Genomic DNA, 24109 nt, shown 5'->3' with positions numbered 1-24109 from the left:
CATATTCTCCCGTTAATTCAGTTCTGCACTGTGGCGCTCAGCGAGCCAAACCCGGCAATCCACTCGGGGATTGGTCGGTAATAGCGACCTTCGCAGCGCCAGCGGCCAAATGCGGATAGCGCGGCAAAGGCGGCCACCCAGGTTTTAATTTCGTGCGTTGATTTCCCGGCCATTGCCGACAGCTCTTCGTTACTGACGGCGTCCAGCTCCGCCAGCCGCCCCTGCTCCAGCAGGCTCATGAAGCGGGTATCCCAGACCGGATTGAGCGGATAGAGCGAGTGCTGATCCTCGATAAACTGCTTCGCCGCGCTAATCACGCGCTGCTGGCGCAGTTCCCGTTCGTCCGGCGGCAGCTGCCTGCCGCTGCCCAGCAGCCGGTCGCGCATATGGGCATCGGCCTTCGCCAGCTCCGGTACCGGCGGCTGATGCGACAGGCCGCCGGAGCCGAGGATTAATACCCGTTTATTGAGGGTGGTCAGAAAGCGGCCGATGGCTTCGCCCAGCATGCGGGTACGCTGAAAGCCCGGCAGCGGCGACGCGACGCCGTTGATAAACACCGGCAGAACCGGCAGCGTATCCAGCCCGCCGAGCAGGAACTCCAGCGGTTGCGCGAAGCCGTGATCCACCTGCATGCAGTAGGAGACCGCCAGATCGATGCCCTCCTTCATCACCGCGTGGGCGCAGGCCTCCGCCAGCGCCGTCGGCACCGGCAGAACGCCGCTGGCGCTGCTGAAATCGCCGATAGAAGTTGCGCCGATGCCTAAACAGAACGGCGGCATCACATCGTAGAAAAAGCCGTTGTAGTGATCGGGGGCAAACAGCACCACCAGCTCCGGATCGAAAGCGGCAATACGCGCCCGCGCGTCGGCAATGGTGCCGTTAACTTCGTCCAGCACCGCCTGTTCCGGGTCAACGTAACCCACCAGCGGCGTATGCGAGAGGCAATGAAGATAAGCGTTCATATCAGGCCACCTGTTCAATCACGGTTGGCGCTTGCGCGGAGGCCAGCTGCATCTTGCTCGCCAGCGCGTTGAGCTTTTTGCCGAGGGTTTGCGGGATAGCCACGGTCGCGACGAAGCGATCCGGACGCACCACGGCGATGGCGGTATCGTGCTGCGCGAACCAGTTTTTCAGGCGGTTTTGCGTATCGCCCACGCGGATAACGCCGGGCACGTTGTCCTGATCGCAATGAATCTGTACTTCCGGCACGACCTGAATGAACTGCACCCCGACCGCGCGCCAGCGCGCAATCTGCTCGTCGGTGAGCCCCCACCGGGGATTGCAGCCCCAGGCGATAATGGCGAACCTGGCGCCAATCACCTCATCGAGCAGCGTCACCTGCCCCGTTTCCAGCGTGACCTTCGGCTGGATAAACATTTTGCCAACCGGAGACGTTTTGCCTTCGCCTTCCGCCAGCAGCGCGCCGTCGCGGTACTGCGGCATCGGCTTGAAACGCATTTCAAGGAAGTAGCGTTTGACCGGCGGCAGATAATTCAGCAGCCACGAAATTCCGTCGCGCACCGCGCCGTGCCAGCGTTTCGGCGGCGCCAGGACGTTGCCGGCGGTGACCGACAGGTCGATCATCGCTTTGGCGTGATCGCGCCGCTCCTGCTGGTAGCTGTCCAGCAGCGCCTCTCCGGCTTTGCCGTTCACCACCAGCGCCAGTTTCCAGGCCAGGTTAAAAGCATCGCGCATACCGCTGTTGTAACCCTGTCCCTGCCAGACCGGCATGATGTGCGCCGCGTCGCCCGCCAGCAGCACGCGATCGACGCGAAAGCGTTCGGCGATGCGTGCGTTATGGGTATAGACGCGCTGGCGAATCAGTTCGACGTTATCCGGGTCCGGCAGCACTTTGCTCAATAGCTGGCGCATCTTGTGCGGCTCGCTGAGCTGGGCTTCGGTTTCGCCGGGCATGACCATAAATTCGAAACGCCTGACGCCGTGCGGCAGCGCGGCGGAGACGTACGGGCGCACCGGGTCGCAGCACAGATAGACATGCGGCGTCGCCAGCGGATCGTTGGCAATATCGATAACAATCCATTGATTCGGCGCGGTTTTCCCTTCAAAAGGAATATTCAGCGTGCGGCGAATAAAGCTGGCTCCGCCGTCGCAGGCCACCAGCCAGTCGGCGCGAACGGTTTCCCGCTCGCCGCCGCTGCCTTTAACATTTAACGTGACACCGTCACTATTCTGGCTAAAGGCTTCAACTTCGCGGGAAAACAGGCAGCGCACGTGGGGAAAGCGGCTGAGTCCGTCGTACAGCACGGCATCGACCTGCGGTTGAATAAACGCGTTACGGCGCGACCAGCCAAACTCGTCGGTCATCGGCTGAATATCGGCAAAGCAGCGCCCTTTGGGGGTGAGAAAGCGCATCGCGTGCCACGGCGTGGTATGCGGCAGCACATTATCTACCAGCCCCACGGCCTGCATCGCCCGCAGCGCCTCATCGTCGATACCGATGGCGCGGGGATAATCGATCAGCGACTCGAGCTTCTCGATCAGCACCACGCTGACGCCCATCTGCCCGAGGTAGTTGGCGATCGTCAGGCCAACCGGGCCGGCGCCGGCAATCGCGACCTGCGCGCTGTGCTGTACGGCGGGCTGGATATCAGGATTGGATGTTGTCATTTTCAAAACCTCACGCTTCGGACAAATTGCCGCCACTGCACTAATGTCAGCGAGGCAATTTGTTAACTAAATGTGAATTTATTTTTATTGTGAGGTCAGTATAGGGTTGGCGATTTACGCTACAATCAAAACATCACCTGATGTGCACCTGGTGCACAAGCTTGTTTAAACTGATTTTTATTGAGGATGCATGAACGAGAATTCGTCGGCGGAATACAAAACGGTACGCGGATTGAGCCGCGGATTATTGTTATTAAATTTGTTAAATAAATTCGACGGAGGCGCGACGGTCAGCACCCTGGCCGAGTTTAGCGGTCTGCATCGTACGACCGTCAGGCGGCTGCTGGAAACGCTGCAGGATGAGGGTTACGTGCGCCGCAGCCGCTCCGATGACAGCTTTCGCCTGACGATTAAAGTGCGTCAGTTAAGTGAGGGATTTCGTGACGAACATTGGATTTCTGCCCTCGCCACGCCGCTGCTTGGCGAGCTGCTGCGCGAGGTTTTATGGCCGACCGATATCACCACCCTGGACGTCGATGCGATGGTGGTGCGCGAAACCACCCACCGCTTCAGCCGCCTCTCCTTCCACCGGGCAATGGTCGGCCGCCGCCTGCCGCTGCTGCTGACCGCCTCCGGGTTAACCTGGCTGGCTTTCGCGCCGGAACACGAACGACGCCCGATCATCGATATGCTGGCTGCCCGCCCGGAAGCGGAGTATCAGCTGGCGCGCGAGCCGGAAAAACTGGCCGCCATTCTCGAACGCACCCGGCAAAACGGCTACGGTGAAAACTTTCGCGGCTGGCAGCAGGAGGAGAAAATCGCCTCCATTGCCGTTCCCGTTCGCCGCCGGCAGCGGGTTATCGGCTGCCTGAACCTGGTCTATATGGCCAAAGCTATGACCATCGACCAGGCGGCGCAAAAGCATCTCGCCTCGCTGCAAAAGGTCGCAAGGCAGATAGAGGAACGGATGTCCGATGAAGAGGTTTTCTACCAGTAGCCCTGTCCATAAGGGGTAAATAGCCCGTCAGCCATTGCGCCCGGCCACGTTGTATATTCTAATATATAACGATTATTCATTTGCTGCCGAGCCTGTTATGTTCAGATACCCGCACGTTTTACTTCTCCTGACGCTGTCAGGCGCCAGCCTGTTCACCGGTCAGGCCTTTGCCGAGCGCACCCTCACCGACCAGCTGGGCCGTGAAGTCACCCTCCCCGACCGCGTCACCCGCGCCGTGGTGCTCCAGCACCAGACCTTAAACCTGCTGGTGCAACTTAATGCTGCTGACGACGTCGTCGGCGTCTTGAGCAGCTGGAAAAAACAGCTTGGCCCGCAGTTTGCGCGCTTTATGCCGAACATTGAAAAACTGCCGATGCCAGGCGATCTCACCCAGGTCAATATCGAGAGCCTGCTGGCGCTACATCCGCAGGTAGTCTTCGTTGCCAACTATGCGCCGCAGGCGATGATCCAGCAGATCCAGAGCGCCGGGATCCCGGTGGTGGCGATCTCTCTGCGCCAGGATGCCGCAGGGGAGAAAAACAAAATGAACCCGACAATGGCCAATGAAGAGCAGGCCTACAATGAGGGGCTGAAACAGGGGATCCGCCTGATTGGCGAAGTGGTCGGTCGCCAGGATCAGGCCGAACAGCTGATTGATTACACCTTCAGCGCGCGCAGTCTGGCCAATGCGCCGGTTGCCGACATCCCGGAAAATGAGCGGGTGCGGGTGTATATGGCCAATCCGGATCTCAACACCTACGGTTCGGGCAAATATACCGGCCTGATGATGAAGCACGCCGGAGCGCTGAACGTAGCCGCCGCCAGCGTGAAGGGGGCGCGCCAGGTCTCGCTGGAGCAGGTACTACAGTGGGATCCGCAGGTAATTTTCGTTCAGGACCGCTACCCGGAGGTGGTCAAACAGATACAAAACGACCCGCAGTGGCAGAGCATTGACGCGGTCAAAAACCATCGCGTGTGGCTGATGCCGGAGTACGCCAAGGCCTGGGGCTATCCGATGCCGGAGGCGCTGGCGATTGGCGAGCTGTGGATGGCGAAAAAGCTCTATCCATCACGCTATAACACCATTGATGTCGATGCGAAGGCGCAGGAGTACTATCAGCGTTTCTACCGCGTGAAGTGGTCGCCGGATGCTTAGTCATCGTCATCCGGCTCTGCTGCACTGTACCCTCGCGCTGGTAACGCTCATGATTGCACTCGCCTCTATCTGCCTCGGGCAGTATCCGTTAAGCCTGGCGGAGGTTTTTCGCCAGCTGGCGCATCTTTCCCCCCTCGACGGCGTCGCCGGTCAGGTGGTGTGGTCGGTCAGACTGCCGAGGATCGTGATGGCGCTGCTGGCCGGCGGCGCGCTGGGGCTGTGCGGGGCCACCTTACAAGGGGTGTTCCAGAACCCGCTGGTCGACCCGCATATCATCGGCGTCACCTCCGGCTCCGCTTTCGGCGGGACGCTGGCGATTCTGCTGGGACTCAATGCCGCGCTGATGATGACCTCGACCTTTCTCTTCGGCCTTGCCGCGCTGATGCTGGTCTATCTAATCGCCGCGCTGCAGGGGCGCGAAAGTACCCTGGTACTGATCCTCTCAGGAATTATCCTCAGCGGCTTTTTTGCCGCCCTGGTGAGCCTGATGCAGTATCTGGCCGATACCGAAGAAACGCTGCCGAATATCGTCTTCTGGCTGCTCGGCAGCTTTGCCACCGCCAGTTGGCATAAAGTCCTGCTGATGGCGCTACCGGTAGCCTGCGCCGCGATGGTGCTGTTCAGGCTCCGCTGGCGGATTAACCTGCTGGCGCTGGAGGAAAAAGATGCCCGCGGGCTGGGCGTTTCGGTGACCGCGCTGCGTCGCGGGGTGCTGGTATGCTGCGCGGTGCTGGTCGCCGCTCAGGTGGCGGTCAGCGGCAGCATCGCATGGGTCGGGCTGGTGATCCCGCATCTGGCGCGGCTGCTGACCGGCGCCGATCACCGGCGTCTTCTCCCTATCGCCTTCTGGCTCGGCGGCGGTTTTATGATCGTCGTCGATGACCTTGCCCGCACGCTAACCCAGGCCGAAATTCCCATTGGTATTATCACCGCGCTGCTTGGCGCGCCGCTGTTCACCTGGCTGCTGGTGCAGTCGCGACGCACGGGCGCGCGCTGATGACCCTTTCCCTGAATTTAAGCAACCTGCTCTACGGTTATAGCCGACCGCTATTCGCCCCGCTGAACCTGCAGTGCCGCTCCGGTGATATCTGGGCGGTACTTGGCGCCAACGGCCGCGGCAAAAGCTCCCTGCTCGATACCCTGACCGGCGTCCTGGCGCCGCTCGGCGGCCAGTTTACCGGCACCGGCGGTATCGCCATCGTGCCGCAGCATTTTCGTCCAGCCTTTAGCTGGCTGGTACGTGACGTGGTGCTGATGGGGCGGGCGCGCCACGTTAACCTGTTCGCTCAGCCATCGGCGGACGACGAGCGCCAGGTCCAGGAGGCGCTGGCGCAGCTGGGGATCGCGACGCTCGCCGACAAGGTGTTCCGTGCGCTGTCCGGCGGCCAGCAGCAGCTGGTGCTCATCGCCAGGGCGCTGGTGGGAGCCAGCCAGAATATCCTGCTGGATGAACCCTGCTCGGCGCTGGATCTGGCCAATCAGCAGCTGGTGCTGCAGCTGATTAGCGACCTGGCATATCGCCAGAAGCGGACGGTGCTGTTTACCACGCACGATCCCACCCACGCCCTGCAGGTAGCGAACCAGACTTTGCTACTGCTCCCCGACGGTGAATGGCTGGCGGGAGAATCCACCGCCGTACTGACGGAAGAGAATCTTCAGCGCGCGTATGGTTTGGCGGTACGCAAAATCTGTCACCCGGGCTCGGCGCTGCCGCTGCTGGCCCCGCAGTTTACGATTCGCCGTTGATGGCTAAAAAGCCGGCGTTTTTCAGAAAACGCTGGCCCTCTCCGCCGAGGATAAAGCGGCACAGACGCTGCGCCCCGGCGCTCTGTTCAATCTGCGTCAGTTGATAATCGCAGCGAACATTCCACGCCGGCGGAATAACCAGCGTGCGCAGATCGCCGCACGCCGCCATCTGCGCGGCGTAATGCGCATAGCCGATAAACAGATCGGTTAAATTTTGCCGAATGAGCCACGCCCCGGCGGTTTCTCCCGCAGGCACCGGCAGCGAGTCTCGACCGCCTACCAGCGGACGAGCACGCGCCATGATGGCGGCACCGACGCCGGGACAGCGCTCTTCAATGTGGGAGAAAAGCTGCCAGGTGTAGTCGCCTGAAGGGTCGCAGCCCGGCGTTGAGGTTGCCAGACGCAAGCCCGGGTCGCTGAGCAGCGTCAGCCACTCCCGCGCCTCGGTTTTCGCGTCGCGCCGGACGGTCAGCATCAGCTGATTCCGGGCGAACCAATAGCACTCTCCGGCCAGCCCCGCCTGACGCAGCGCCTGCGGATGATGGCTATTGGCCGAGGCGAACACGGAGCACGGCTCTCCGGCCTCAATGCGCTCGCGCAGCAGACCAGCCGGACCGAAATGGACGTCGACCGGGATGCCGGTCTGTTGCTGAAAGCGCGCCAGCAGCGGAATGAAAGCGCTTTTCAGGCTTCCCGCTGCCAGCAGCTTTAGGGAGGAAGTCATAAGAACCATCGCTATATAGTCATAAATACAGCGCTATAATAACGCAGGTTCAGATCATTTCAGTAGCCAATTTCCGCCAGTTCGCGCAGCTGTTCCGGCGTTGCCACCGGCAGGTTAAAGAAGCGCAGATAGGCCGGGATCATTTCAAACAGCATGTCGGTGCCGCGCTGAATGGGGCAGCCCGCCGCCCGCGCGGCCTGCAGTAGCGGAGTAAATTCCTGGGCCATAACCACTTCGCCAACAAAAGTGCCCGGCGCCAGGCGCTGCGGGTCCAGCGGCAGCGGATCGCCCTCTTTCATCCCCAGCGGCGTAGCGTTGACCACCAGATCGTGCCCCTGCGGGTCGCGCTGCATCAGAGTGATATCCAGCCGAGGATAGTGCTCGAGCAGACGTCCGGCCAGCGCTTCCGCCGTCTGCGGGCGGACGTCGTACAGCGTCAGGGCGCTGACGCCCGCTGCCGCCAACGATGCGGCAATGGCCGAGCCGACGCCGCCGCTGCCCACCACCAGCGCCCGCGCCCCTTGCGTCGCGAACCCTTTGCGCCGGATACCGAGAACAAAGCCTTCTCCGTCAAACATATCACCGCTGAGCGTGCCGTCGGCTTCGGGGCGAATCGCGTTACAGGCGCCCGCAATTGCCGCCGTCGGGCTAAGATGCTGGACCAGCCCGCAGGTGGCGATTTTGTGCGGCATGGTGACCAGCGCGCCAATAATATTGGTCATTTTAAATAGCATCGGGACAAAGGCGGCGTAATCCTCAGGCTTCACGCCCATTGGCACTACTTTGGCGTCAACCTGTCGATCGGCAAACCACGGGTTATAAATCATCGGCGCTTTAAACTTCGTGGTCGGATAGCCAAGATGCGCTATCAGCCGCGTATTTCCACTAATCACCATTCCCTGCTCCTTTAACAACGACTGCATCACGTTACTGCGAAAGTTCGATACGCTTGACGTCACCCAAAATAAACACATACGCCGCTACGCCCAGCAGCGCAGCGCCACCGATATAAACAAGCGCGTAGAAGAAGTTGCCGGAAGCCGCGACGATGAAACCGATGATCAGCGGCGTCAGGATCCCGGCGAGGTTAGCGCAGAAGTTAAACAGGCCGCCGGTCAGACCGCCAAGGCCTTTCGGCGCGATATCGGAAATTAACGTCCAGCCCAGCCCGACCATCCCCTGACCAAAAAAGGCGAATGACATCACCAGAATCACCGCCAGATCGCTGGTCAGCCAGTTGGCGGAGATAATCGTGCTCGCCATCAGCAGACCGGCAATGATCGGCAGTTTACGCCCGAGATTCGCCGAACCGGTGGCCTTCAGCAGCTTATCCGAGACCCAGCCGCCGAACATCACGCCGCCCGCCGCCGCCAGGAACGGCATGATGGCAAAGAAGCCGACCTTAATCCACGGCATATGGCGTTCGGTGGCCAGATAAGTTGGAAACCAGGTCAGGAAGAAGACCAGCACCGTATTACCGGCAAACTGCCCGATGCTGGCGCCGAGAATCTGTCTTTTCGCCAGCAGCTGGCGAATCAGCGGCCAGCTAAAGGCGGTATGCTGCTCTGCGCCGGTGGACATTCCGCCGCCGTTGACGATGAGCTCGCGCTCCTGCTGATTGAGGTGTTTATCTTCATGCGGCTCGCGATAGCAGCGCCACCACACCAGCGCGAACATCACGCCGACCGCGCCGACGCTAATAAACAGCGCGCGCCAGCCGAAGCTGCCCATTATCCAGAACAGCAGCGGCGAAAAGCAGGCCAGCCCGAGATATTCGCCGACGGTATAGACCGCCGTCGCCTTCGCCCGCTCCTGCTGCGGGAACCAGGCGCTCACCACCCGACTGTTCACCGGGAAACAGGGCGCTTCGCTGACGCCGAGGCCAAAGCGGCACAACAGCAGACTTTTCAGGCCAACCGCCAGGCCGTGGAACATGGTGAATAGCGACCACAGGGTCAGCGCCAGAAAATAGGTCACTTTGTTGCCGAAGCGGTCAAGGAAGATGCCGCCGGGGATCTGCGCCAGCGCGTAGGTCCAGGCAAAGGCGGAGAACACGATGCCCATCATTGCGGCATCAATACCCAGCTCAGCGGTCAGCTGCGGCGCGGCGATACCCAGCACCGTACGGTCGAGATAGTTGATCATGGTGCCGACGGCCAGCAGCGCAAGAATACCGATACGCCGCCGGGAGGGCCTCACGCCGGACGCGGCCGCCGCCGTCGGGTGATTGTGGCTATAAGAGTTCATAGTCGTTTCCTGTCATAGGGTACAGCCGGATATTGTTATTGTGTTTGCAACGTTGGGTGGTGAACCATCTGCTACATTACTCGGTGTACTGCATTGCTGACAAGCGTACAGCTGCATTTACAGCACCATAAAGTGCGTAACCGTTGCGGCGCTCGGTCAGTTCAAAGAAAAAGCGTCCCACCGCAATCGGTCGGGTGTAGAGGTGGAAAAATTCGCCGCCGCTGCCATCGCGATCGTAAAGAATTTGATGATTCTTCAACAGGTTAACAGGAACATCTTTCCCATAACGGGCCAGCAAATCTTCATAGTAGTTCGCCGGAATCGGCAGCGCATTGACGGCAACCTCGGGCACACTTGCAAGCGTGGAGGATAAATCGCGGCAGGCAAAAGCCGCGTGCTGTAAACCTGCCCCCTGATAACAGGCCACTGAACGGGCAATTTGCGTGGCGCGGCTTTGCGAAATATTCAGCGCAAAGCGGATGTCGCCCTGCGGACTGCGTACCGCCAGGCTGCGCACCAGCCCGTACGGATCGGGTAGCGTTTGTTCATGCTCAAGGATAAAGCCGAATACGGTGCGGAAAAAAATGATCCAGTTATCGCGGCTATCCGACTCCATGCCAAGTGCCAGGTGATCGATACCACAATAATCGTCGCGCGGCGTGACGTCCGTGCGCAGATGGAAATCGCGCGTGTAGATGTCGTCGCCCACTTCAATCAGATAAATCAGGCTACCGTCCGGGGCGCAAACCGCCGGGATTGGGCTTTCGTTGGGCCCGGCATCGCCCTGCCAGGTGGCATAGCCCAAGGCGCGGGCGCGCTCGACGATTGCCGCACTCTGGCTGACGCGTAGCGCCATAGCGCAGAGAGAAACTCCGTGACGCTGATGAAAATGGTCGGCCCAGCTATGCGGTTGGGCGTTAACCACCACCCGCGCCCCACCGTTGCGCCAGAGGGAGACGCGTTTTGAGCGATGCGTCCCCTCTTCGGCAAAGCCGAGCTGCGCCAGCCTGTCTCCGAGTACTCCCGCCTGCGATGGCGTGGCGGCAAACTCGATAAACTCGAGCCCGGCATAGACCGGTAGTTCAGCCGGTGCAAACAGCGGCGCGCGGCTTTCCGGCAGCCGGTGGCGGACCTGCTCTTCCAGCCACAGCAGCGAGCGATAGCCATCTTTCGCCGTCGCACCGTTGGGAGAAGCCCGGAAGCTGTCGTTAAAAATCTCCAGCGACCAGGGGCCACGATAGCCGCAGCGGATAATCTCGCAGGCAAAATCCACCAGCGGCAGCTGTCCCTGACCGGGGAAGCAGCGGAAGTGGCGGCTCCATTCGAGGATATCCATTTTCATCAGTGGCGCGTCAGCCATCTGTACAAAGGTGATTTTCTCCAGCGGCACGTCCGCCAGCTGCGCCAGCGTGTCACCGCGCGCCAGCACGTGGAAACTGTCGAGCGCAATACCCAGCGCCGGGCTATCGACGCGTTTGACCCGCGCCCATGCCTGATGCCAGCGGTTAACGTGGGTGCCCCAGGCCAGCGCCTCGTAGCCGATGGTGATGCCTTCCTGCTCCGCCAGCTCAGCCAGAGCGCGTAAATCGGCCACCTGCAGTTCGACGTCGGCGGAACAGTCCGGCTGAACGTTACTGCACAGCAGCATGGTATCGCAGCCCAGCTCATGCATGAGCGCAAATTTGCGTCTGGCGCGTTCCATATTAGCGGTGAACTGGGCGCGGCTGGCGCCTTCAAAATCACGAAACGGTTGAAAAAGCGTGATTTTTAGCCCTAAATCAGCCGCCAGGTGGCGGATATCGGCCGGCGTACCGGTATAATAGAGCAGATCGTTTTCAAAAATTTCGACGCCCTGATAGCCCGCCGCTGCGATGGCATGGAGCTTTTCGGGTAAGGTACCGGAAATCGAGACGGTGGCGATGGAGCGCAACATAGTGTCCTCGGGTCATGAGCTGACTTAATGACCTGAATATGAATCATTTGGTTCAATTGCGCCATGGCTGGTTGCAAAATTGTGATCAATATGTGTATTTTTTGCATCTCAAGAAAAGGAGCCGTTATGTCTGCCGTTGCTCATGATGAAGCACAATCGCTTAAGGAGCGGATCTTCGCCGCCGCTATTACCGTTTTCGCCGAGCACGGTTTGTCGGGCGCGCGAATGGAGCAAATCGCCACCGAAGCGCAGACCACTAAACGCATGGTGGTCTACTACTTCAAGACCAAAGAGCAGCTTTATCAGGCCGTGCTCCAGCACGTCTACGCGAGGATCCGCGAAACCGAGCAGCAGCTTGGGCTGGAAAACGTGCCGCCGGTTGAGGCGCTGGTGCAGCTGGTAAAGTGGAGCGTGCGCTATCACGCCACGCACGCCGACTATATGCGGGTTATCTGTATGGAAAACATGCAGCGCGGCAAGTGGCTGAAAAGCTCCGGACAGCTGAAACCGCTAAACCGTACCGCTCTGTCGATTCTGGAAGATATTCTGCAGCGCGGCCAGCAGCAAGGCGTGTTTCAGGCGGGTCTGGAGGCGCGCGATGTGCATCGATTGATCAGCAGCTTTAGCTTCTATCAGGTGTCGAACTTTTATACCTTTAGCAGCCTCTATCTGGACGACCCGATGCCGGCCATTGATGATGAAGCGATGGTCGCCCACCACTGCGATATTGCCGTCAAAGCGGTGATACGCTTTGTGATTTCATGAAGCTCAGGGAAACGCGCAGGTCCGGCTAGCTGCCGGAAAGCGCATGGACCACCTTCTCCATCGCTTCCTGCGTCAGCGCTGAGCGCTTGACCTTCGGGTTTGCCAGGGCGGTACGCAGCACGCCGGCGATAACGATATGCTTTGGCTCCTGACCCAGGTCGCGCATCTCAAGCACGACTTTACCGACAACGCGGCACATTTCCTGATACAGCGCCTCATCTTTGGCTGTGTTTCCCATGCTATTTGGCTCTCAAATTTTCATTATCAATCAAATCATTATTGATATATTTCCCGCTTAAATCAAACCAGCGCGATGATTTCGCCTCAGCGACGTATTTTTGCTGGCAAAGTTGTGAATAAATCCGCATTTCCGCCCGCTTTATCTTGTCAGCTGATGAAAAAATGTGTTGCGCATAAGCGTAGGTTTAGTTTGCATTTTGTTAAGTATATAACTATAGAAATGAAACATGGTTTTCATTTTCTTTTTTGGATTGGGCAACGTATAATGCCCGGCAAATTCTTATTGAATGGTTTCAGCGCATTGGATTGCATGACTAAACGCATAACACGTTGCCTCTTTTCATGGGCTGAACCGCCAGCACACATTCTTCTGCACGCTCTTTTGTTGTCACCTATCCTTAGAGCGTGGCATAGCAACTTTCGTAATACAGGTTTAACTCTGCGGCAGTACGCCCGCGGAGTCAGATTCCCCATCCCTATCCTTCACAACTTAAAGATTAAACTGTCATGAAAAAGACCAAAATTGTTTGCACCATCGGTCCGAAAACCGAATCCGAAGAGATGTTGACCAAAATGCTGGACGCCGGTATGAACGTTATGCGTCTGAACTTCTCTCACGGTGACTATGCGGAACACGGCCAGCGCATCCAGAACCTGCGCAATGTGATGAGCAAAACGGGCAAGAAAGCGGCAATCCTTCTGGATACCAAAGGTCCGGAAATCCGTACCATTAAGCTGGAAGGCGGTAACGACGTCTCCCTGAAAGCGGGCCAGACTTTCACCTTCACCACCGACAAATCGGTAGTAGGTAATAACGAAATCGTTGCGGTGACCTATGAAGGCTTCACCAGCGACCTGAGCGTCGGCAACACCGTACTGGTCGACGATGGTCTGATCGGTATGGAAGTCACCGCGATCGAAGGTAACAAAGTTGTTTGTAAAGTGCTGAACAACGGCGACCTCGGCGAGAACAAAGGCGTTAACCTGCCGGGCGTATCTATCGCTCTGCCGGCGCTGGCTGAGAAAGACAAACAAGATCTGATCTTCGGTTGCGAGCAGGGCGTGGACTTTGTTGCGGCCTCCTTTATCCGTAAGCGTTCTGACGTCGTGGAAATCCGCGAGCACCTGAAAGCTCACGGCGGCGAGAAGATCCAGATCATCTCTAAAATTGAAAACCAGGAAGGCCTGAACAACTTCGATGAAATCCTCGAAGCTTCTGACGGCATCATGGTTGCGCGTGGCGACCTGGGCGTTGAAATCCCGGTTGAAGAAGTTATCTTCGCGCAGAAAATGATGATCGAAAAATGTATCCGCGCGCGTAAAGTCGTTATTACCGCGACCCAAATGCTGGATTCCATGATCAAAAACCCGCGTCCGACCCGTGCGGAAGCGGGCGACGTGGCTAACGCCATCCTCGACGGCACCGATGCTGTCATGCTCTCAGGCGAATCCGCAAAAGGTAAATATCCGCTGGAAGCGGTCACCATCATGGCGACCATCTGCGAACGTACCGACCGCGTGATGACCAGCCGTCTTGAGTACAACAACGATAACCGTAAGCTGCGCATCACCGAAGCGGTCTGCCGCGGTGCGGTTGAAACGGCTGAAAAACTGGAAGCGCCGCTGATCGTCGTCGCGACCCAGGGCGGTAAATCCGCGCGCGCCGTACGTAAATACTTCCCGGATGCAACCATCCTGGCGCTGACCACCAACGAAACCACCGCGCGTCAGCTGGTGCTGAGCAAAGGCGTGGTAGCGCAGCTGGTTGAAGAGATCGCCTCTACCGACGCTTTCTATCACCTCGGTAAAGAGCTGGCGCTGCAGAGCGGCCTGGCGCGCAAAGGCGACGTGGTTGTTATGGTTTCCGGCGCATTAGTCCCGAGCGGAACCACCAATACCGCTTCCGTGCACGTGCTGTAATAATTTACAGGTTAATTAGTATTTCCTTTAAAGGCGCCTCATTGAGGCGCTTTTTTTTATTCCAGCACTAGCTGCTATTAATAAAAATGCAAATCGGAATTTACTATTTAACGCGAGATTATCTAAGATGAATCCGATGGAAGCGCGCTGTTTTCTCTCGCCTTTTTAAGGTTACCTGATGATTTCGATGCTTCTTTGAGCGAACGATCAAAAATAAGCGTATTAAAGTAAAAAAATATTCTCATCACAAAAAAGTTTGTGTAATACTTGTAACGCTACATGGAGATTAACTCAATCTAGAGGGTATTAATAATGAATCGTACTAAACTGGTACTGGGCGCGGTAATCCTGGGTTCTACTCTGCTGGCTGGTTGCTCCAGCAATGCTAAAATCGATCAGCTGTCTTCTGACGTTCAGACTCTGAACGCTAAAGTTGACCAGCTGAGCAACGACGTGAACGCAATGCGTTCCGACGTTCAGGCTGCTAAAGATGACGCAGCTCGCGCTAACCAGCGTCTGGACAACGCAGCTACTAAATACCGTAAGTAATAGTATCTGTGTAATAAAAATGGCGCACATTGTGCGCCATTTTTTTTGCCTCTCGTTCCCCCGCCTACTGCACCCTTTTTGCTTCGTCTACCGGCGCACTCTGTACGGACAGGCCCGACGTCGAGCTGCTGCCCGCGGATACCACCACCGGATATCCTGCTCGCCGGGTCAGCGCGCGTTTAAGCATGGCCTCATCCACCGCTTTATCGCCGGAGAATTGATGGAACTCCGCAGGAAGCGTATAGGCCATCGTCTGCGGGTTGCTGGTCTCATCCGGCGTCAACGGTCGATGAACTTCAACATAGCGCTTACCGTCCGGCTCCACGGCGAACTTGACCGGCTGATTGATAATCCGCACCGGCGTCCCGCTTTTCACCTGATTGAATAACGCCTGAATATCCGCCGCATTCATGCGCATACAGCCGGAGCTGACGCGTAGTCCGACGCTATCTGGCGCACTGGTGCCATGAATAAGATATTCCCCGTTGCCGTATGCCAGGCGCAGCGCATAACGCCCCAGCGGGTTATTCGGTCCTGCGGGCACGACCGGCGGCAGCTTAATTCCTTTTTCCAGCGAGCGAGCGCGAATGCCTGCCGTCGGCGTCCAGGTCGGGTTCGGAATTTTCTGCCCTATTCGCGTGGTCATCTCCGGGGTCTCCAGCCCCTGCTGACCAATCCCGAGGGGATAAACCTGCACCTGGTTCATTCCCGGCGGGAAGTAGTACAGGCGCAGCTCGGCCAGGTTGACGACGATCCCTTCCCGCGGCACGTCCGGCAGCAGCATCCGGGAGGGAATCAGCACCTGGGTACCCGGTTTAGGCTGCACCGGGGCAATCGTATCGTTCGCTTCGAGGATCAGCATCGCTGCGGTATCGAAACGACGGGCAATCGCCTGCAGGTTGCGATCATCCTCCTGTACCGTCCAGGACTGGTTCTCACCAATCAAACGACTGTTGGCAGGGGGAAGAGGGTAATCGACGGCCCAGGCTGCATGTGACGCGCTGAGGGCGCTCAGAACGGCTATGGTGATGAGAGAAGCGCGTTTCATACTGAGATTCCTTCTTTCGCTGATAAAACGCCAGGCCTGTTATGCACAACGGGAGGTTCCCCTCCCGTCGCGCATAACAGAATGAAATCTACTGTTTAATTCTAGCTAAGATTTGCCGCCTTCGCGCGGATTGCGCGGATCATCGCTTCCAGTCCTTGCGACCGTGAAGGCGTCAGGTGCTGCGTGAGGGCCATTTTTTCAAACCACGGGCGCACATCAAAAGCGAGGATATCCTTCGCCGTCATCCGATCGTAAAGAATAAACACCACCGCGATAAGCCCTTTCACAATAGCGGCATCGCTATCGCCGCGAAGCGCAATTGCGCCGCTCTGCTCCTGCGTCATCACGATCCATACCTGGCTCTGGCAGCCCTGAATGATGTTCTGCGCGCTATGCTCTTCCGGGCTCAGCGGCGCAAGGCGCTGCCCCAGTTCGATGATATAGAGATATTTCTCTTCCCAGTTCGCGCAACGGCTAAAGTTGCGCAGCAGTTTGTCTTTATCAGGTAACGCCGCCATAGTTGCTTCCTTTAGCTTAACAATTTGTGGATCCGCTGCAGGCCCGCTACCAGCCGGTCCACCTCTTCCGTGGTATTGTACATCGCCAGCGACGCCCGGCACATGGCAGGGACGCCGTAGAACTCCATGAGCGGCATGGCGCAATGGTGCCCGGTACGTACCGCAATGCCGTAGTTATCCAGGAAGCTGCCGACATCGTAGGCATGATGCTTGCCGAGATTAAAGGCAATCACCCCGAGCCGATTTTGCGGACCATAAAGGGTTAAATCCGCCACGCTCTCCAGCGCCTGCAGCGCGTAGCGCATCAGGGTTTGTTCATATTCCGCGATCTGCGTCAGACCCAGCGCGCTGACGTAATCCAGCGCCGCCCCCAGCCCGATGATACCGCCGGTGTTCGGCGTTCCCGCCTCGAAGCGCCACGGCGCTTTTGTCCAGGTCGTGCCTTGCGTCAGGCTGACCGTGGCGATCATCGACCCGCCCCCTTCCCAAGGCGCCATATCCTGCAGGATATCCTGCTTAACGTAGAGCATGCCGATACCGGTGGGGCCGTAAAGCTTATGCGCGGAAAATGCGTAGAAATCACAGTCCAGAGCCTGCACGTCCACCGGATGGTGCATCACCGCCTGCGCGCCGTCCACCAGCACTTTGGCGCCGTGCTGATGGGCTAAAGCCACCAGGGCGGCGACCGGGTTTTCGGTTCCCAGCACGTTAGACACCTGGGTGATTGCCAGCAGCCGGGTGCGCTCATCAAACAGGCCGGGGATGGCATCGAGCTGCAGCGTACCGTCCTGATTCAGCGGGATGACCCGCAGTTCGGCGCCCACCCTGGCGCACAGCATCTGCCACGGCACGATATTGGCGTGATGCTCCATCGCGCTGACGATGATATTGTCCCCTGCGCCGACGTTAGCATTGCCCCAGCTGTTCGCTACCAGATTAATGCCTTCCGTGGTACCGCGAACAAACACCAGCTCTTCTGCCGATCGGGCATTCAGGAACGTCGCCCCCTGCTGACGCACCTGCTCCATCCGCGCCGTGGCTTCCGCGCTAAGGGTATGAATGCCGCGGTGTACCGCCGCATAGCCGTGGCGGTAAAACTCCGCCTCAGCGTTGATCACCGCTTCCGGCTTCTGCGCGCTGGCGGCGCTATCAAGGTAGGCCAGCGGCTGACCGTTCACCTCGCGATTAAGCACGGGAAAATCCGCGCGCACGCGTTCCACAGAAAATGTCATGCTTTACCTCCCGGCAAACGCTGGCCAATACGCGCCAGTATCTGCTGCCTGAGCGCCTCATCATCGATCGCTTCCGTGAGCTCCGCGGCAAAGGCGTAAAGAATCATCTGCTGCGCCGCCTGCTGCGTAATGCCGCGCGAACGCAGATAAAACAGCTGTTCATCATCAATGCGCCCGATGGTCGCGCCGTGGCTGCACTTCACGTCATCAGCGTAGATTTCCAGCTGCGGCTTGGTATCCACTTCGGACAGGCGGCCAAGCAGCAAATTATTGTTGGTCATCTGGCCATCGGTTTTAATCGCATGCTGGGCGACGTTGATCAGTCCATTAAACACCGCGCGCCCTTTATCGTTGACGATGGTTTTGTGCAGCTGACGGCTGTTACAGTATCCGACCTTATGATCGAGCCAGGTGCGGCTGTCGCACACTTCGTTGTTAACCGGCATCGCCAGCGAGTTAATCCGCAGGTTGCTGTTTTCACCGTTCAACTGCGTGCTGGTGTGGTGGCGCAGTACCGAGGCGCCGAGCAGAAAACTGCTGCTGAAGGCGGAGGCGTCGCGTCCGAGGGCCAAATCGTTATGGGCAAAGTGGTAGCTTTGCGCATTTTCAAACGCCAGCTTGATATGCTGCAGGTGGGCGTTATCCGCCACGGACATCGTCAGCCTTGCGCCGGTAAAATGGGCAGCGTCGTTGAGGCTCAGATAGTGTTCGATAATAGTCGCCTGCGCGCCGCTCTCCAGCTCCAGATGGTGGCGATAGTGGGCGGTGTTCATTTCATCGCCCGCCAGCCCGCGCGTCATGTGCACGATCAGCAGCGGCTTTTCCGGTCGCTGGTGGCGCCCGACCCGGATATGGGTGACGCTGGTCGCCAGGCTTTCGGTCAAATGCAGAAAAACTTCGGGCTGAACGGCTTCAGGCAGCGGCTGACGGTCGTTATCTACCCGCACCTCAAAGCCGCTGGCGGTCAGGTCGTCGCTCAGGCGTTCGTTAAACTGGCCGTCGACAAAAACCAGACGCCATGCGTCCACCGCCAGCCCCAGCGCGTCGCGTTGGGCCGCCGTCAGCGTCTGCGGTTCCGCAGCGACAAAAGTATGGTTCAGTAACGCATCCAGCGGCGTATATTTCCAGTTTTCATGTTTACGCGTCGGCAGCCCCAGCCGCAGAAGCTGTTGCAAATGCTGATGCGCCTGCGGGCTGCGCTGCTCGCTTTGCGCTTCAAACAGATGGTGCCACTGCTGCAGCGCGTTACTGCTGTTCGGTAAGCCAGCCATAGCCCTGCTCCTCCAGTTGTTTGACCAGAGTAAAATCGCCGGATTTAACAATCCGCCCCTGGTACAGCACGTGGACGTAATCCGGCTTGATATAGTCGAGAATGCGCTGATAGTGGGTGACGATAATAAACGAGCGCTTGCCGTCGCGCAGCGAGTTGACGCCGTCGGAAACAATCTTCAGGGCGTCGATATCCAGCCCGGAGTCCGACTCGTCCAGGATGCACAGCTCCGGTTCCAGCACCGCCATCTGCAGGATATCGTTGCGCTTTTTCTCGCCGCCGGAGAAGCCGACGTTAACCGAGCGGGTCAGCAGATCCTCCGGCATTTTCAGCAGCTTAATTTTGTCCTCCATCAGGTCCTGAAAGTCAAAACGGTCAAGCTGCTCCTGGCCGCGGTAGCTGCGCACGGCGTTCAGCGCGGTTTGCAGGAAAAACTGATTGCTGACGCCGGGAATTTCAACCGGATACTGAAAGGCCATGAAGATGCCCTCGCCGGCGCGATCTTCAGGGGAGAGTTCCAGCAGATCTTTGCCTTTAAACTCCACGCTGCCGCCGGTCACCTCATAGTCTTCACGTCCGGCAAGCGTGGCGGAGAGCGTACTTTTACCGGAACCGTTCGGGCCCATAATGGCATGCACTTCGCCGGGGCGAACGTCCAGATTCAGTCCGCGCAGGATCTCTTTGTCTTCAACGGCGACCTGCAAATTTTTTATACTTAACATCTTATTTCCTTTGTTATCAGCCGACGCTGTGTTCAAGGCTAATCGCCAGTAATTTTTGCGCTTCTACGGCAAACTCCAGCGGCAGCTCTGAGAAGACATCCTTACAGAAACCGTTAACGATCATCGAGATGGCATCATCTTCGCTGATTCCGCGCTGCAGACAGTAGAACAGCTGATCTTCGCCGATACGGGAGGTGGTCGCTTCGTGCTCAAGCTGCGCGCTGTTATTACGGCATTCTACATACGGGAAGGTATGCGCCCCGCTGTCCGGGCCAATCAGCATGGAGTCGCACTGGGTGAAGTTGCGCGCGTTGGTCGCGGTGGGCATGATTTTGACCAGGCCGCGATAGCTGTTCTGGCTGTGGCCGGCTGAAATCCCCTTCGAGATAATCGTCGAACGGGTGTTTTTGCCGATATGGATCATCTTGGTGCCGGTGTCCGCCTGCTGGTGGCCGCTGGTCAGCGCTACCGAGAAGAACTCGCCAATGGAGTTATCGCCGCGCAGAATACAGCTCGGATACTTCCAGGTGATCGCCGAGCCGGTTTCCGACTGGGTCCACGACATTTTGCTGTTCTCGCCTTCGCACAGGGCGCGCTTGGTCACGAAATTAAGGATCCCGCCGGTATTATTGTCGCCGGGGAACCAGTTTTGCACCGTGGAGTACTTCACCTCGGCATCTTTATGAATAATCACCTCCACCACCGCCGCGTGCAGCTGGTAGCTATCGCGTACCGGCGCCGAACAGCCTTCGATATAGCTCACGTAGCTGCCTTCGTCGGCGACCAGTATGGTGCGTTCGAACTGGCCGGTTTTCTCGGCGTTGATGCGGAAATAGGTCGACAGCTCCATCGGGCAGCGCACGCCTTTGGGCACATAGATAAAGGTGCCGTCGGAGGCTACCGCCGCGTTAAGGGCGGCAAAGAAGTTGTCGTTGCCCGGTACTACGGTGCCGAGGTATTTCCTGACCAGTTCAGGGTGATCGTGAATCGCTTCGCCGAAGGAGCAGAAAATAATCCCCTGCTCCGCCAGCTTTTCGCGATAGGTGGTCGCCACGGAAACCGAGTCAAAAATGGCGTCGACGGCCACCTCCCGCCCTTCGCGAACCGGTACGCCGAGAAGGTTAAACGCCTCTTCGACTTCGCTGGTCAGAAACGCACTGGACCCCGTTTGCTGTAGAGCTCCGGGCTCAGAAGCGCAGGCGTCATCGCAGTTGCCGCAGGAGGGCGCTGAGTAATAGCTGTAATCCTGATAATTCAGCTTGTCGTAGTGCGCTTTCAGCCAGTGCGGCTCTTCCATTGCCTGCCAGGCCTTGAAGGCGTTCAGACGAAACTCCAGCATCCATTCTGGTTCATTGCGGCGTGCCGAAATCGCCCGAACCACCTCTTCATTTATGCCTTTCGCCAGCTCATCGGTCTGTAGCTGGGTAAAAAAGCCCTCTTTATAGTTGAGTGGCCCGCCGCTCCAGGTTTTGACATCGTCAGTTGCTTCAGTATTACGAGACATAGTTACTCCGCCTGAACGCCAAAACTTTCGCCGCAGCCGCATTCGTGCTGCGCTTTGGGGTTATGAAATTTAAAAATCTGGTTTAAACCTTCGCGGACGTAGTCGAGCTCGGTGCCATCGATAAACGGCATGGCCTGCAGCGGCGCCCACAGTTTCGCGCCATCGCGCTCAAAAAGCAGATCGTCCTGCTCCGGTTCAGCGATGAGTTCGAGAACGTAGCCAAAGCCGGCGCAGCCGCTGGTTTTAACGCCCAGGCGTAGCCCCTGCTTGTCGGGTTGTTTGCTGACCAGTTCGCGAATATGGGCGGCGGCGGCTGGGGTCATCGCCAGGCCGCGCCAGCTGAAATCTTCGGGATTAAAAGTTCCTGCATGTGAATCCATCGCTCTACCTCATAGGTTGACGCCATCAGGGCATACCCACTATGTTAGTGATAATGATTATCACTTCAACCCATCCGGAGAAGGGGTATTGTCCCCGCTGGCTCATTTCTTGCGCTTTTTATAAGCATAGACCCTGTGCTCGGCGTTTTCAGCCTGCGAATTTCTGTTTTAATATATTGAAAAATAATAAGATATTGACGTTTGGCGCACTTAATTGCAGGCAATGGCAAAGATGTATCGAAAATACCGATTTATAAAATAGGCGCGGGAAAAAGCACTTTTCATCTACTTGCTGGACATTCAATGAGTTACACGCTTCAGGCCGCAACAAGCCAGCGTGCCGGCAGCAAAATCATCTGACAGCACATTGAGATAAAGCCATAGCGACGGATCGCCTGCAACCGATAATGAAAATACCCCACTACCACTGATGATATATTTTCTGGCATATTTATCTTCAATGGATATTTCGCTGATCCTGCAACGAATATAACCAGCGTGATCTTCGGCGTTTAACTCATTGATTTAAGGATTATCATGAATAATGTCATTCTCAGCATCATCGCGAAAATTTCAGCGATGGATGCAGAAAACAAGCAGCTTGCTGCGCAGGTTGAGGCCCAGTCGCTGCTGATAAGCGCATTGATGCTTGCCATTGGCGAGGAAGGAGGGGTCGCGGAGCTGGTTGGGAATGTGACCAAAGCAATTAACTCGGTGCTTGAATCATCGGAAGATATTCTTAAATCCGACGCTGAGCTTCTGCTGACTAAATTTCAGGAGCAAATAGCGCTCACGCAATTGATTAATACCCACGAAGATAAAATTAATCAAGACGCACTCGGCGGCGGAGAGGCAGCCAAAGGCAAACGCGTGGACTAAGCGGAGCCCTGCTCCAGCGAAGTCCTGCCGCCTGTTCGCCGCGTCGGCGTCCACCGTGGCATCGATTGATGCCGCGCTGCGCATAACGAGGCGCGGCGGCCAATAAACGGTATTAATATTTTCTTCACGTGCGTATCCGGCGGGACGATGGCATTTGCCTCCCATTGCCCCTCTGGCTCCCGCGCCGCCTGACGCGCCACCCGACCAATATGCCAAATTGAGACGCTGTTTGCCCCCTCACTAACGCGAATCCATTCATGCAACGAAACCTATTCGTTTTCATTATAAGTGCTGTCATTTCACAGAAATAAAGATTTATTCAGTACCGGCTGGCTCCTGTAGAATGCGCTGCTAAATTTCCTTCATCTTTTCACGCAATGTCGCAACGGCGACCGATCGGGAACCTGTGTTGTACTGAACTATGGATATAGAAACAGATGTCATGTCGATGTGTATGGTCGTCCTGTTAATTATTAGCGTTTTGCTCGATTAACCCCATTTCCCCCTTAAATTTCGTAAGCCTCACCGTCGCGGACAGGCTTTCACATTCGTGAAGAAATAAGGAGATTCATAGGATTCGCCCGCCGTGGGATTGTTTGCCAAAAGCGTTGCCTCTAAGCTTTTATCGACATACTTATGAGGTAACAAAAATGAAAAAACTATCATTGCGCTCTTCGCCGTCGTTTCGATTACCGTCACCAGCGCGTTCGCCGCCGATGCAGAGAAAGCCGAAACGCCCTCACCGGCGGCTGAGGCGCATAATGCTGGCCATCCCCCCTTCGAGCTGACTCAGGGTTATGGCCCAATGCCTTTCCCTGTGCCGCCGAAAAAACCGGTTATTTTCTCCGCCACCGTAGCCACCGATAATCCGGTCGAAACGATCAATAAACTCACGCCGCTGATTCCAGCCAGCAAAGCTAAACATTATGAAGTGCGCGTTGAAGTCGTGCCGGTCCCCGATATGCCCGCGCTGTAAGCGCGTATCGTGGTAATAGAATGAAAGAGGGGAAATTAAACACTCGGACATTTTAGAGATATTAAAAAGGCTGCCGACAATGGCGGCAGCCTCTGCACTTTATGGCGTTGCTGGTGCGGTTAGCTTCTGATCTTACGGTAGATGAAGAGTACGACCAGCGCACCAATCACCGCGACGACAAAGCTGCCGAAATTAAAACCGTCGACCCGGCCAAAGCCGAAGAAAGTACTAATCCAACCCCCGACAACTGCACCGATGACACCGAGAATTACGGTAACGATAAACCCGCCGCCGTCTTTCCCCGGCATAATCCACTTGGCTAAAATACCGGCAATAAGCCCAAAAATGATCCATGAAATGATACCCATAGCTAACTCCGTCCTCTTGTTACCTTGTAAATTCTGGTATTAAAAATATTAGCATAAATATTAACGATGTTTGATAAATTTATATTTAACATGGATGAGCTTGTCATATCAAACATAATGGTCTACGCGCTAAAGATGTCGCACAAATAAGCGACCAAAGAATATAAAAGGTAGAAGGCTAATAATCCCTGGTGAGCAGCAAAGTTAAGCCAGGACTTTTCTTATAAAGCGTTAACATTGGGCCTGGTTGAATCTCAATACAAATAACAGTGCAAACCGGCAGCTAGCGGATATAGCGTAGGTACGT

At 57.0% G+C, this 24109-nt stretch carries 25 protein-coding genes; 10 read left to right on the top strand and 15 right to left on the bottom strand.

Annotated elements, in window-relative coordinates; all coding sequences use genetic code 11:
* Positions 1–17: 17 nt before the first annotated feature.
* Together mhpB and KO1_RS03050 are read right to left on the bottom strand one after the other, a co-directional pair.
* Positions 18–962, bottom strand: coding sequence for a 2,3-dihydroxyphenylpropionate/2,3-dihydroxicinnamic acid 1,2-dioxygenase (gene mhpB, locus KO1_RS03055; RefSeq protein ID WP_004102884.1), 945 nt, complete (start codon positions 960–962; stop codon positions 18–20).
* 1 nt (position 963) lies between these two features.
* Positions 964–2628, bottom strand: coding sequence for a bifunctional 3-(3-hydroxy-phenyl)propionate/3-hydroxycinnamic acid hydroxylase (locus tag KO1_RS03050; protein WP_023321165.1), 1665 nt, complete (start codon positions 2626–2628; stop codon positions 964–966).
* Positions 2629–2818: 190 nt separating this feature from the next.
* Between KO1_RS03050 and KO1_RS03045 the strand changes: the two genes are divergently transcribed.
* From KO1_RS03045 to KO1_RS03030, 4 genes are all read left to right on the top strand, one after another.
* Complete coding sequence (locus KO1_RS03045; RefSeq protein ID WP_016807781.1) at positions 2819–3625, top strand: DNA-binding transcriptional regulator; 807 nt, start codon at positions 2819–2821, stop codon at positions 3623–3625.
* 97 nt (positions 3626–3722) lie between these two features.
* Complete coding sequence (locus KO1_RS03040; RefSeq protein WP_029496804.1) at positions 3723–4781, top strand: ABC transporter substrate-binding protein; 1059 nt, start codon at positions 3723–3725, stop codon at positions 4779–4781.
* Positions 4774–5778 (top strand): FecCD family ABC transporter permease, encoded by a 1005-nt coding sequence (locus KO1_RS03035; protein ID WP_023321168.1) that lies wholly within the window; start codon positions 4774–4776, stop codon positions 5776–5778. Before KO1_RS03040 ends, KO1_RS03035 begins: the two co-directional genes overlap by 8 nt.
* Positions 5778–6527, top strand: coding sequence for an ABC transporter ATP-binding protein (locus KO1_RS03030; RefSeq protein WP_004102894.1), 750 nt, complete (start codon positions 5778–5780; stop codon positions 6525–6527). The genes KO1_RS03035 and KO1_RS03030 overlap by 1 nt, the downstream gene beginning before the upstream one ends.
* On the opposite strand, the gene KO1_RS03025 is transcribed toward KO1_RS03030, so the two are convergent.
* The 4 genes from KO1_RS03025 to KO1_RS03010 all read right to left on the bottom strand — a co-directional run bounded on the left by KO1_RS03025 (position 6511) and on the right by KO1_RS03010 (position 11431).
* On the bottom strand, positions 6511–7251 hold the full coding sequence (locus KO1_RS03025) for a substrate-binding domain-containing protein (protein ID WP_023329813.1): 741 nt from the start codon (positions 7249–7251) through the stop codon (positions 6511–6513). The genes KO1_RS03030 and KO1_RS03025 overlap by 17 nt on opposite strands.
* A 59-nt stretch (positions 7252–7310) precedes the next feature.
* On the bottom strand, positions 7311–8147 hold the full coding sequence (locus KO1_RS03020) for a shikimate dehydrogenase family protein (protein WP_077265619.1): 837 nt from the start codon (positions 8145–8147) through the stop codon (positions 7311–7313).
* Between the two features lie 31 nt (positions 8148–8178).
* Complete coding sequence (locus KO1_RS03015; RefSeq protein ID WP_047719762.1) at positions 8179–9498, bottom strand: MFS transporter; 1320 nt, start codon at positions 9496–9498, stop codon at positions 8179–8181.
* 76 nt (positions 9499–9574) lie between these two features.
* Entirely contained in the window at positions 9575–11431 is a 1857-nt protein-coding gene (locus KO1_RS03010; protein ID WP_064406834.1) for a bifunctional sugar phosphate isomerase/epimerase/4-hydroxyphenylpyruvate dioxygenase family protein, read from the bottom strand.
* A gap of 126 nt (positions 11432–11557) precedes the next feature.
* On the opposite strand from KO1_RS03010, the gene KO1_RS03005 reads away from it, so the two are divergent.
* Positions 11558–12196, top strand: coding sequence for a TetR/AcrR family transcriptional regulator (locus KO1_RS03005; RefSeq protein WP_004102904.1), 639 nt, complete (start codon positions 11558–11560; stop codon positions 12194–12196).
* 25 nt (positions 12197–12221) lie between these two features.
* Here the strand turns inward: KO1_RS03005 and fumD are convergent, their stop codons facing one another.
* Entirely contained in the window at positions 12222–12434 is a 213-nt protein-coding gene (fumD, locus tag KO1_RS03000; RefSeq protein ID WP_004102907.1) for a fumarate hydratase FumD, read from the bottom strand.
* Between the two features lie 75 nt (positions 12435–12509).
* Between fumD and ynhH the strand changes: the two genes are divergently transcribed.
* The 3 genes from ynhH (at position 12510) to lpp (ending at position 14905) form a co-directional block, all read left to right on the top strand.
* Complete coding sequence (ynhH, locus tag KO1_RS28960) at positions 12510–12947, top strand: protein YnhH (protein WP_418274608.1); 438 nt, start codon at positions 12510–12512, stop codon at positions 12945–12947.
* Positions 12944–14356 (top strand): pyruvate kinase PykF, encoded by a 1413-nt coding sequence (gene pykF / locus KO1_RS02995; protein WP_004102909.1) that lies wholly within the window; start codon positions 12944–12946, stop codon positions 14354–14356. Before ynhH ends, pykF begins: the two co-directional genes overlap by 4 nt.
* A gap of 312 nt (positions 14357–14668) precedes the next feature.
* Entirely contained in the window at positions 14669–14905 is a 237-nt protein-coding gene (gene lpp, locus KO1_RS02990) for a murein lipoprotein Lpp (RefSeq protein WP_003029373.1), read from the top strand.
* Positions 14906–14969: 64 nt separating this feature from the next.
* Here the strand turns inward: lpp and ldtE are convergent, their stop codons facing one another.
* The 7 genes from ldtE to sufA form a co-directional block, all read right to left on the bottom strand.
* Positions 14970–15953: a L,D-transpeptidase LdtE gene (ldtE, locus tag KO1_RS02985; RefSeq protein WP_017145696.1), complete on the bottom strand. Its 984-nt coding sequence runs from the start codon at positions 15951–15953 to the stop codon at positions 14970–14972.
* A gap of 101 nt (positions 15954–16054) precedes the next feature.
* Complete coding sequence (gene sufE, locus KO1_RS02980; protein ID WP_004102913.1) at positions 16055–16471, bottom strand: cysteine desulfuration protein SufE; 417 nt, start codon at positions 16469–16471, stop codon at positions 16055–16057.
* Positions 16472–16482: 11 nt separating this feature from the next.
* Positions 16483–17703 carry a cysteine desulfurase SufS gene (sufS, locus tag KO1_RS02975; protein WP_016807788.1) on the bottom strand — a complete coding sequence of 407 codons (1221 nt, stop codon included), beginning with the start codon at positions 17701–17703 and terminating at the stop codon, positions 16483–16485.
* The gene (gene sufD / locus KO1_RS02970; protein ID WP_004102915.1) at positions 17700–18974 is read right to left on the bottom strand and encodes a Fe-S cluster assembly protein SufD; all 1275 of its coding nucleotides are present in this window, start codon (positions 18972–18974) and stop codon (positions 17700–17702) included. The genes sufS and sufD overlap by 4 nt, the downstream gene beginning before the upstream one ends.
* Positions 18949–19695 (bottom strand): Fe-S cluster assembly ATPase SufC, encoded by a 747-nt coding sequence (sufC, locus tag KO1_RS02965; RefSeq protein ID WP_004102917.1) that lies wholly within the window; start codon positions 19693–19695, stop codon positions 18949–18951. The genes sufD and sufC overlap by 26 nt, the downstream gene beginning before the upstream one ends.
* 16 nt (positions 19696–19711) lie before the next feature.
* Positions 19712–21199 (bottom strand): Fe-S cluster assembly protein SufB, encoded by a 1488-nt coding sequence (gene sufB / locus KO1_RS02960; RefSeq protein WP_004102919.1) that lies wholly within the window; start codon positions 21197–21199, stop codon positions 19712–19714.
* Positions 21200–21201: 2 nt separating this feature from the next.
* Positions 21202–21579: a Fe-S cluster assembly scaffold SufA gene (gene sufA / locus KO1_RS02955; RefSeq protein ID WP_017145695.1), complete on the bottom strand. Its 378-nt coding sequence runs from the start codon at positions 21577–21579 to the stop codon at positions 21202–21204.
* Positions 21580–22116: 537 nt separating this feature from the next.
* On the opposite strand from sufA, the gene iraP reads away from it, so the two are divergent.
* Both iraP and KO1_RS02945 read left to right on the top strand, forming a co-directional pair.
* Positions 22117–22458, top strand: a complete 342-nt coding sequence (gene iraP, locus KO1_RS02950; protein WP_017145694.1) for an anti-adapter protein IraP — start codon at positions 22117–22119, stop codon at positions 22456–22458.
* 661 nt (positions 22459–23119) lie between these two features.
* Positions 23120–23434: a hypothetical protein gene (locus tag KO1_RS02945; protein ID WP_029779334.1), complete on the top strand. Its 315-nt coding sequence runs from the start codon at positions 23120–23122 to the stop codon at positions 23432–23434.
* A gap of 119 nt (positions 23435–23553) precedes the next feature.
* Here the strand turns inward: KO1_RS02945 and KO1_RS02940 are convergent, their stop codons facing one another.
* A complete protein-coding gene (locus KO1_RS02940) occupies positions 23554–23802 on the bottom strand; it encodes a GlsB/YeaQ/YmgE family stress response membrane protein (RefSeq protein ID WP_004102935.1) in 249 nt (82 codons plus the stop codon).
* Positions 23803–24109 lie beyond the last annotated feature (307 nt).

Source organism: Klebsiella oxytoca NBRC 105695, from assembly GCF_001598695.1.
GTDB lineage: Bacteria > Pseudomonadota > Gammaproteobacteria > Enterobacterales > Enterobacteriaceae > Klebsiella > Klebsiella oxytoca.
This window is presented reverse-complemented; position numbering and strand designations above follow the sequence as displayed.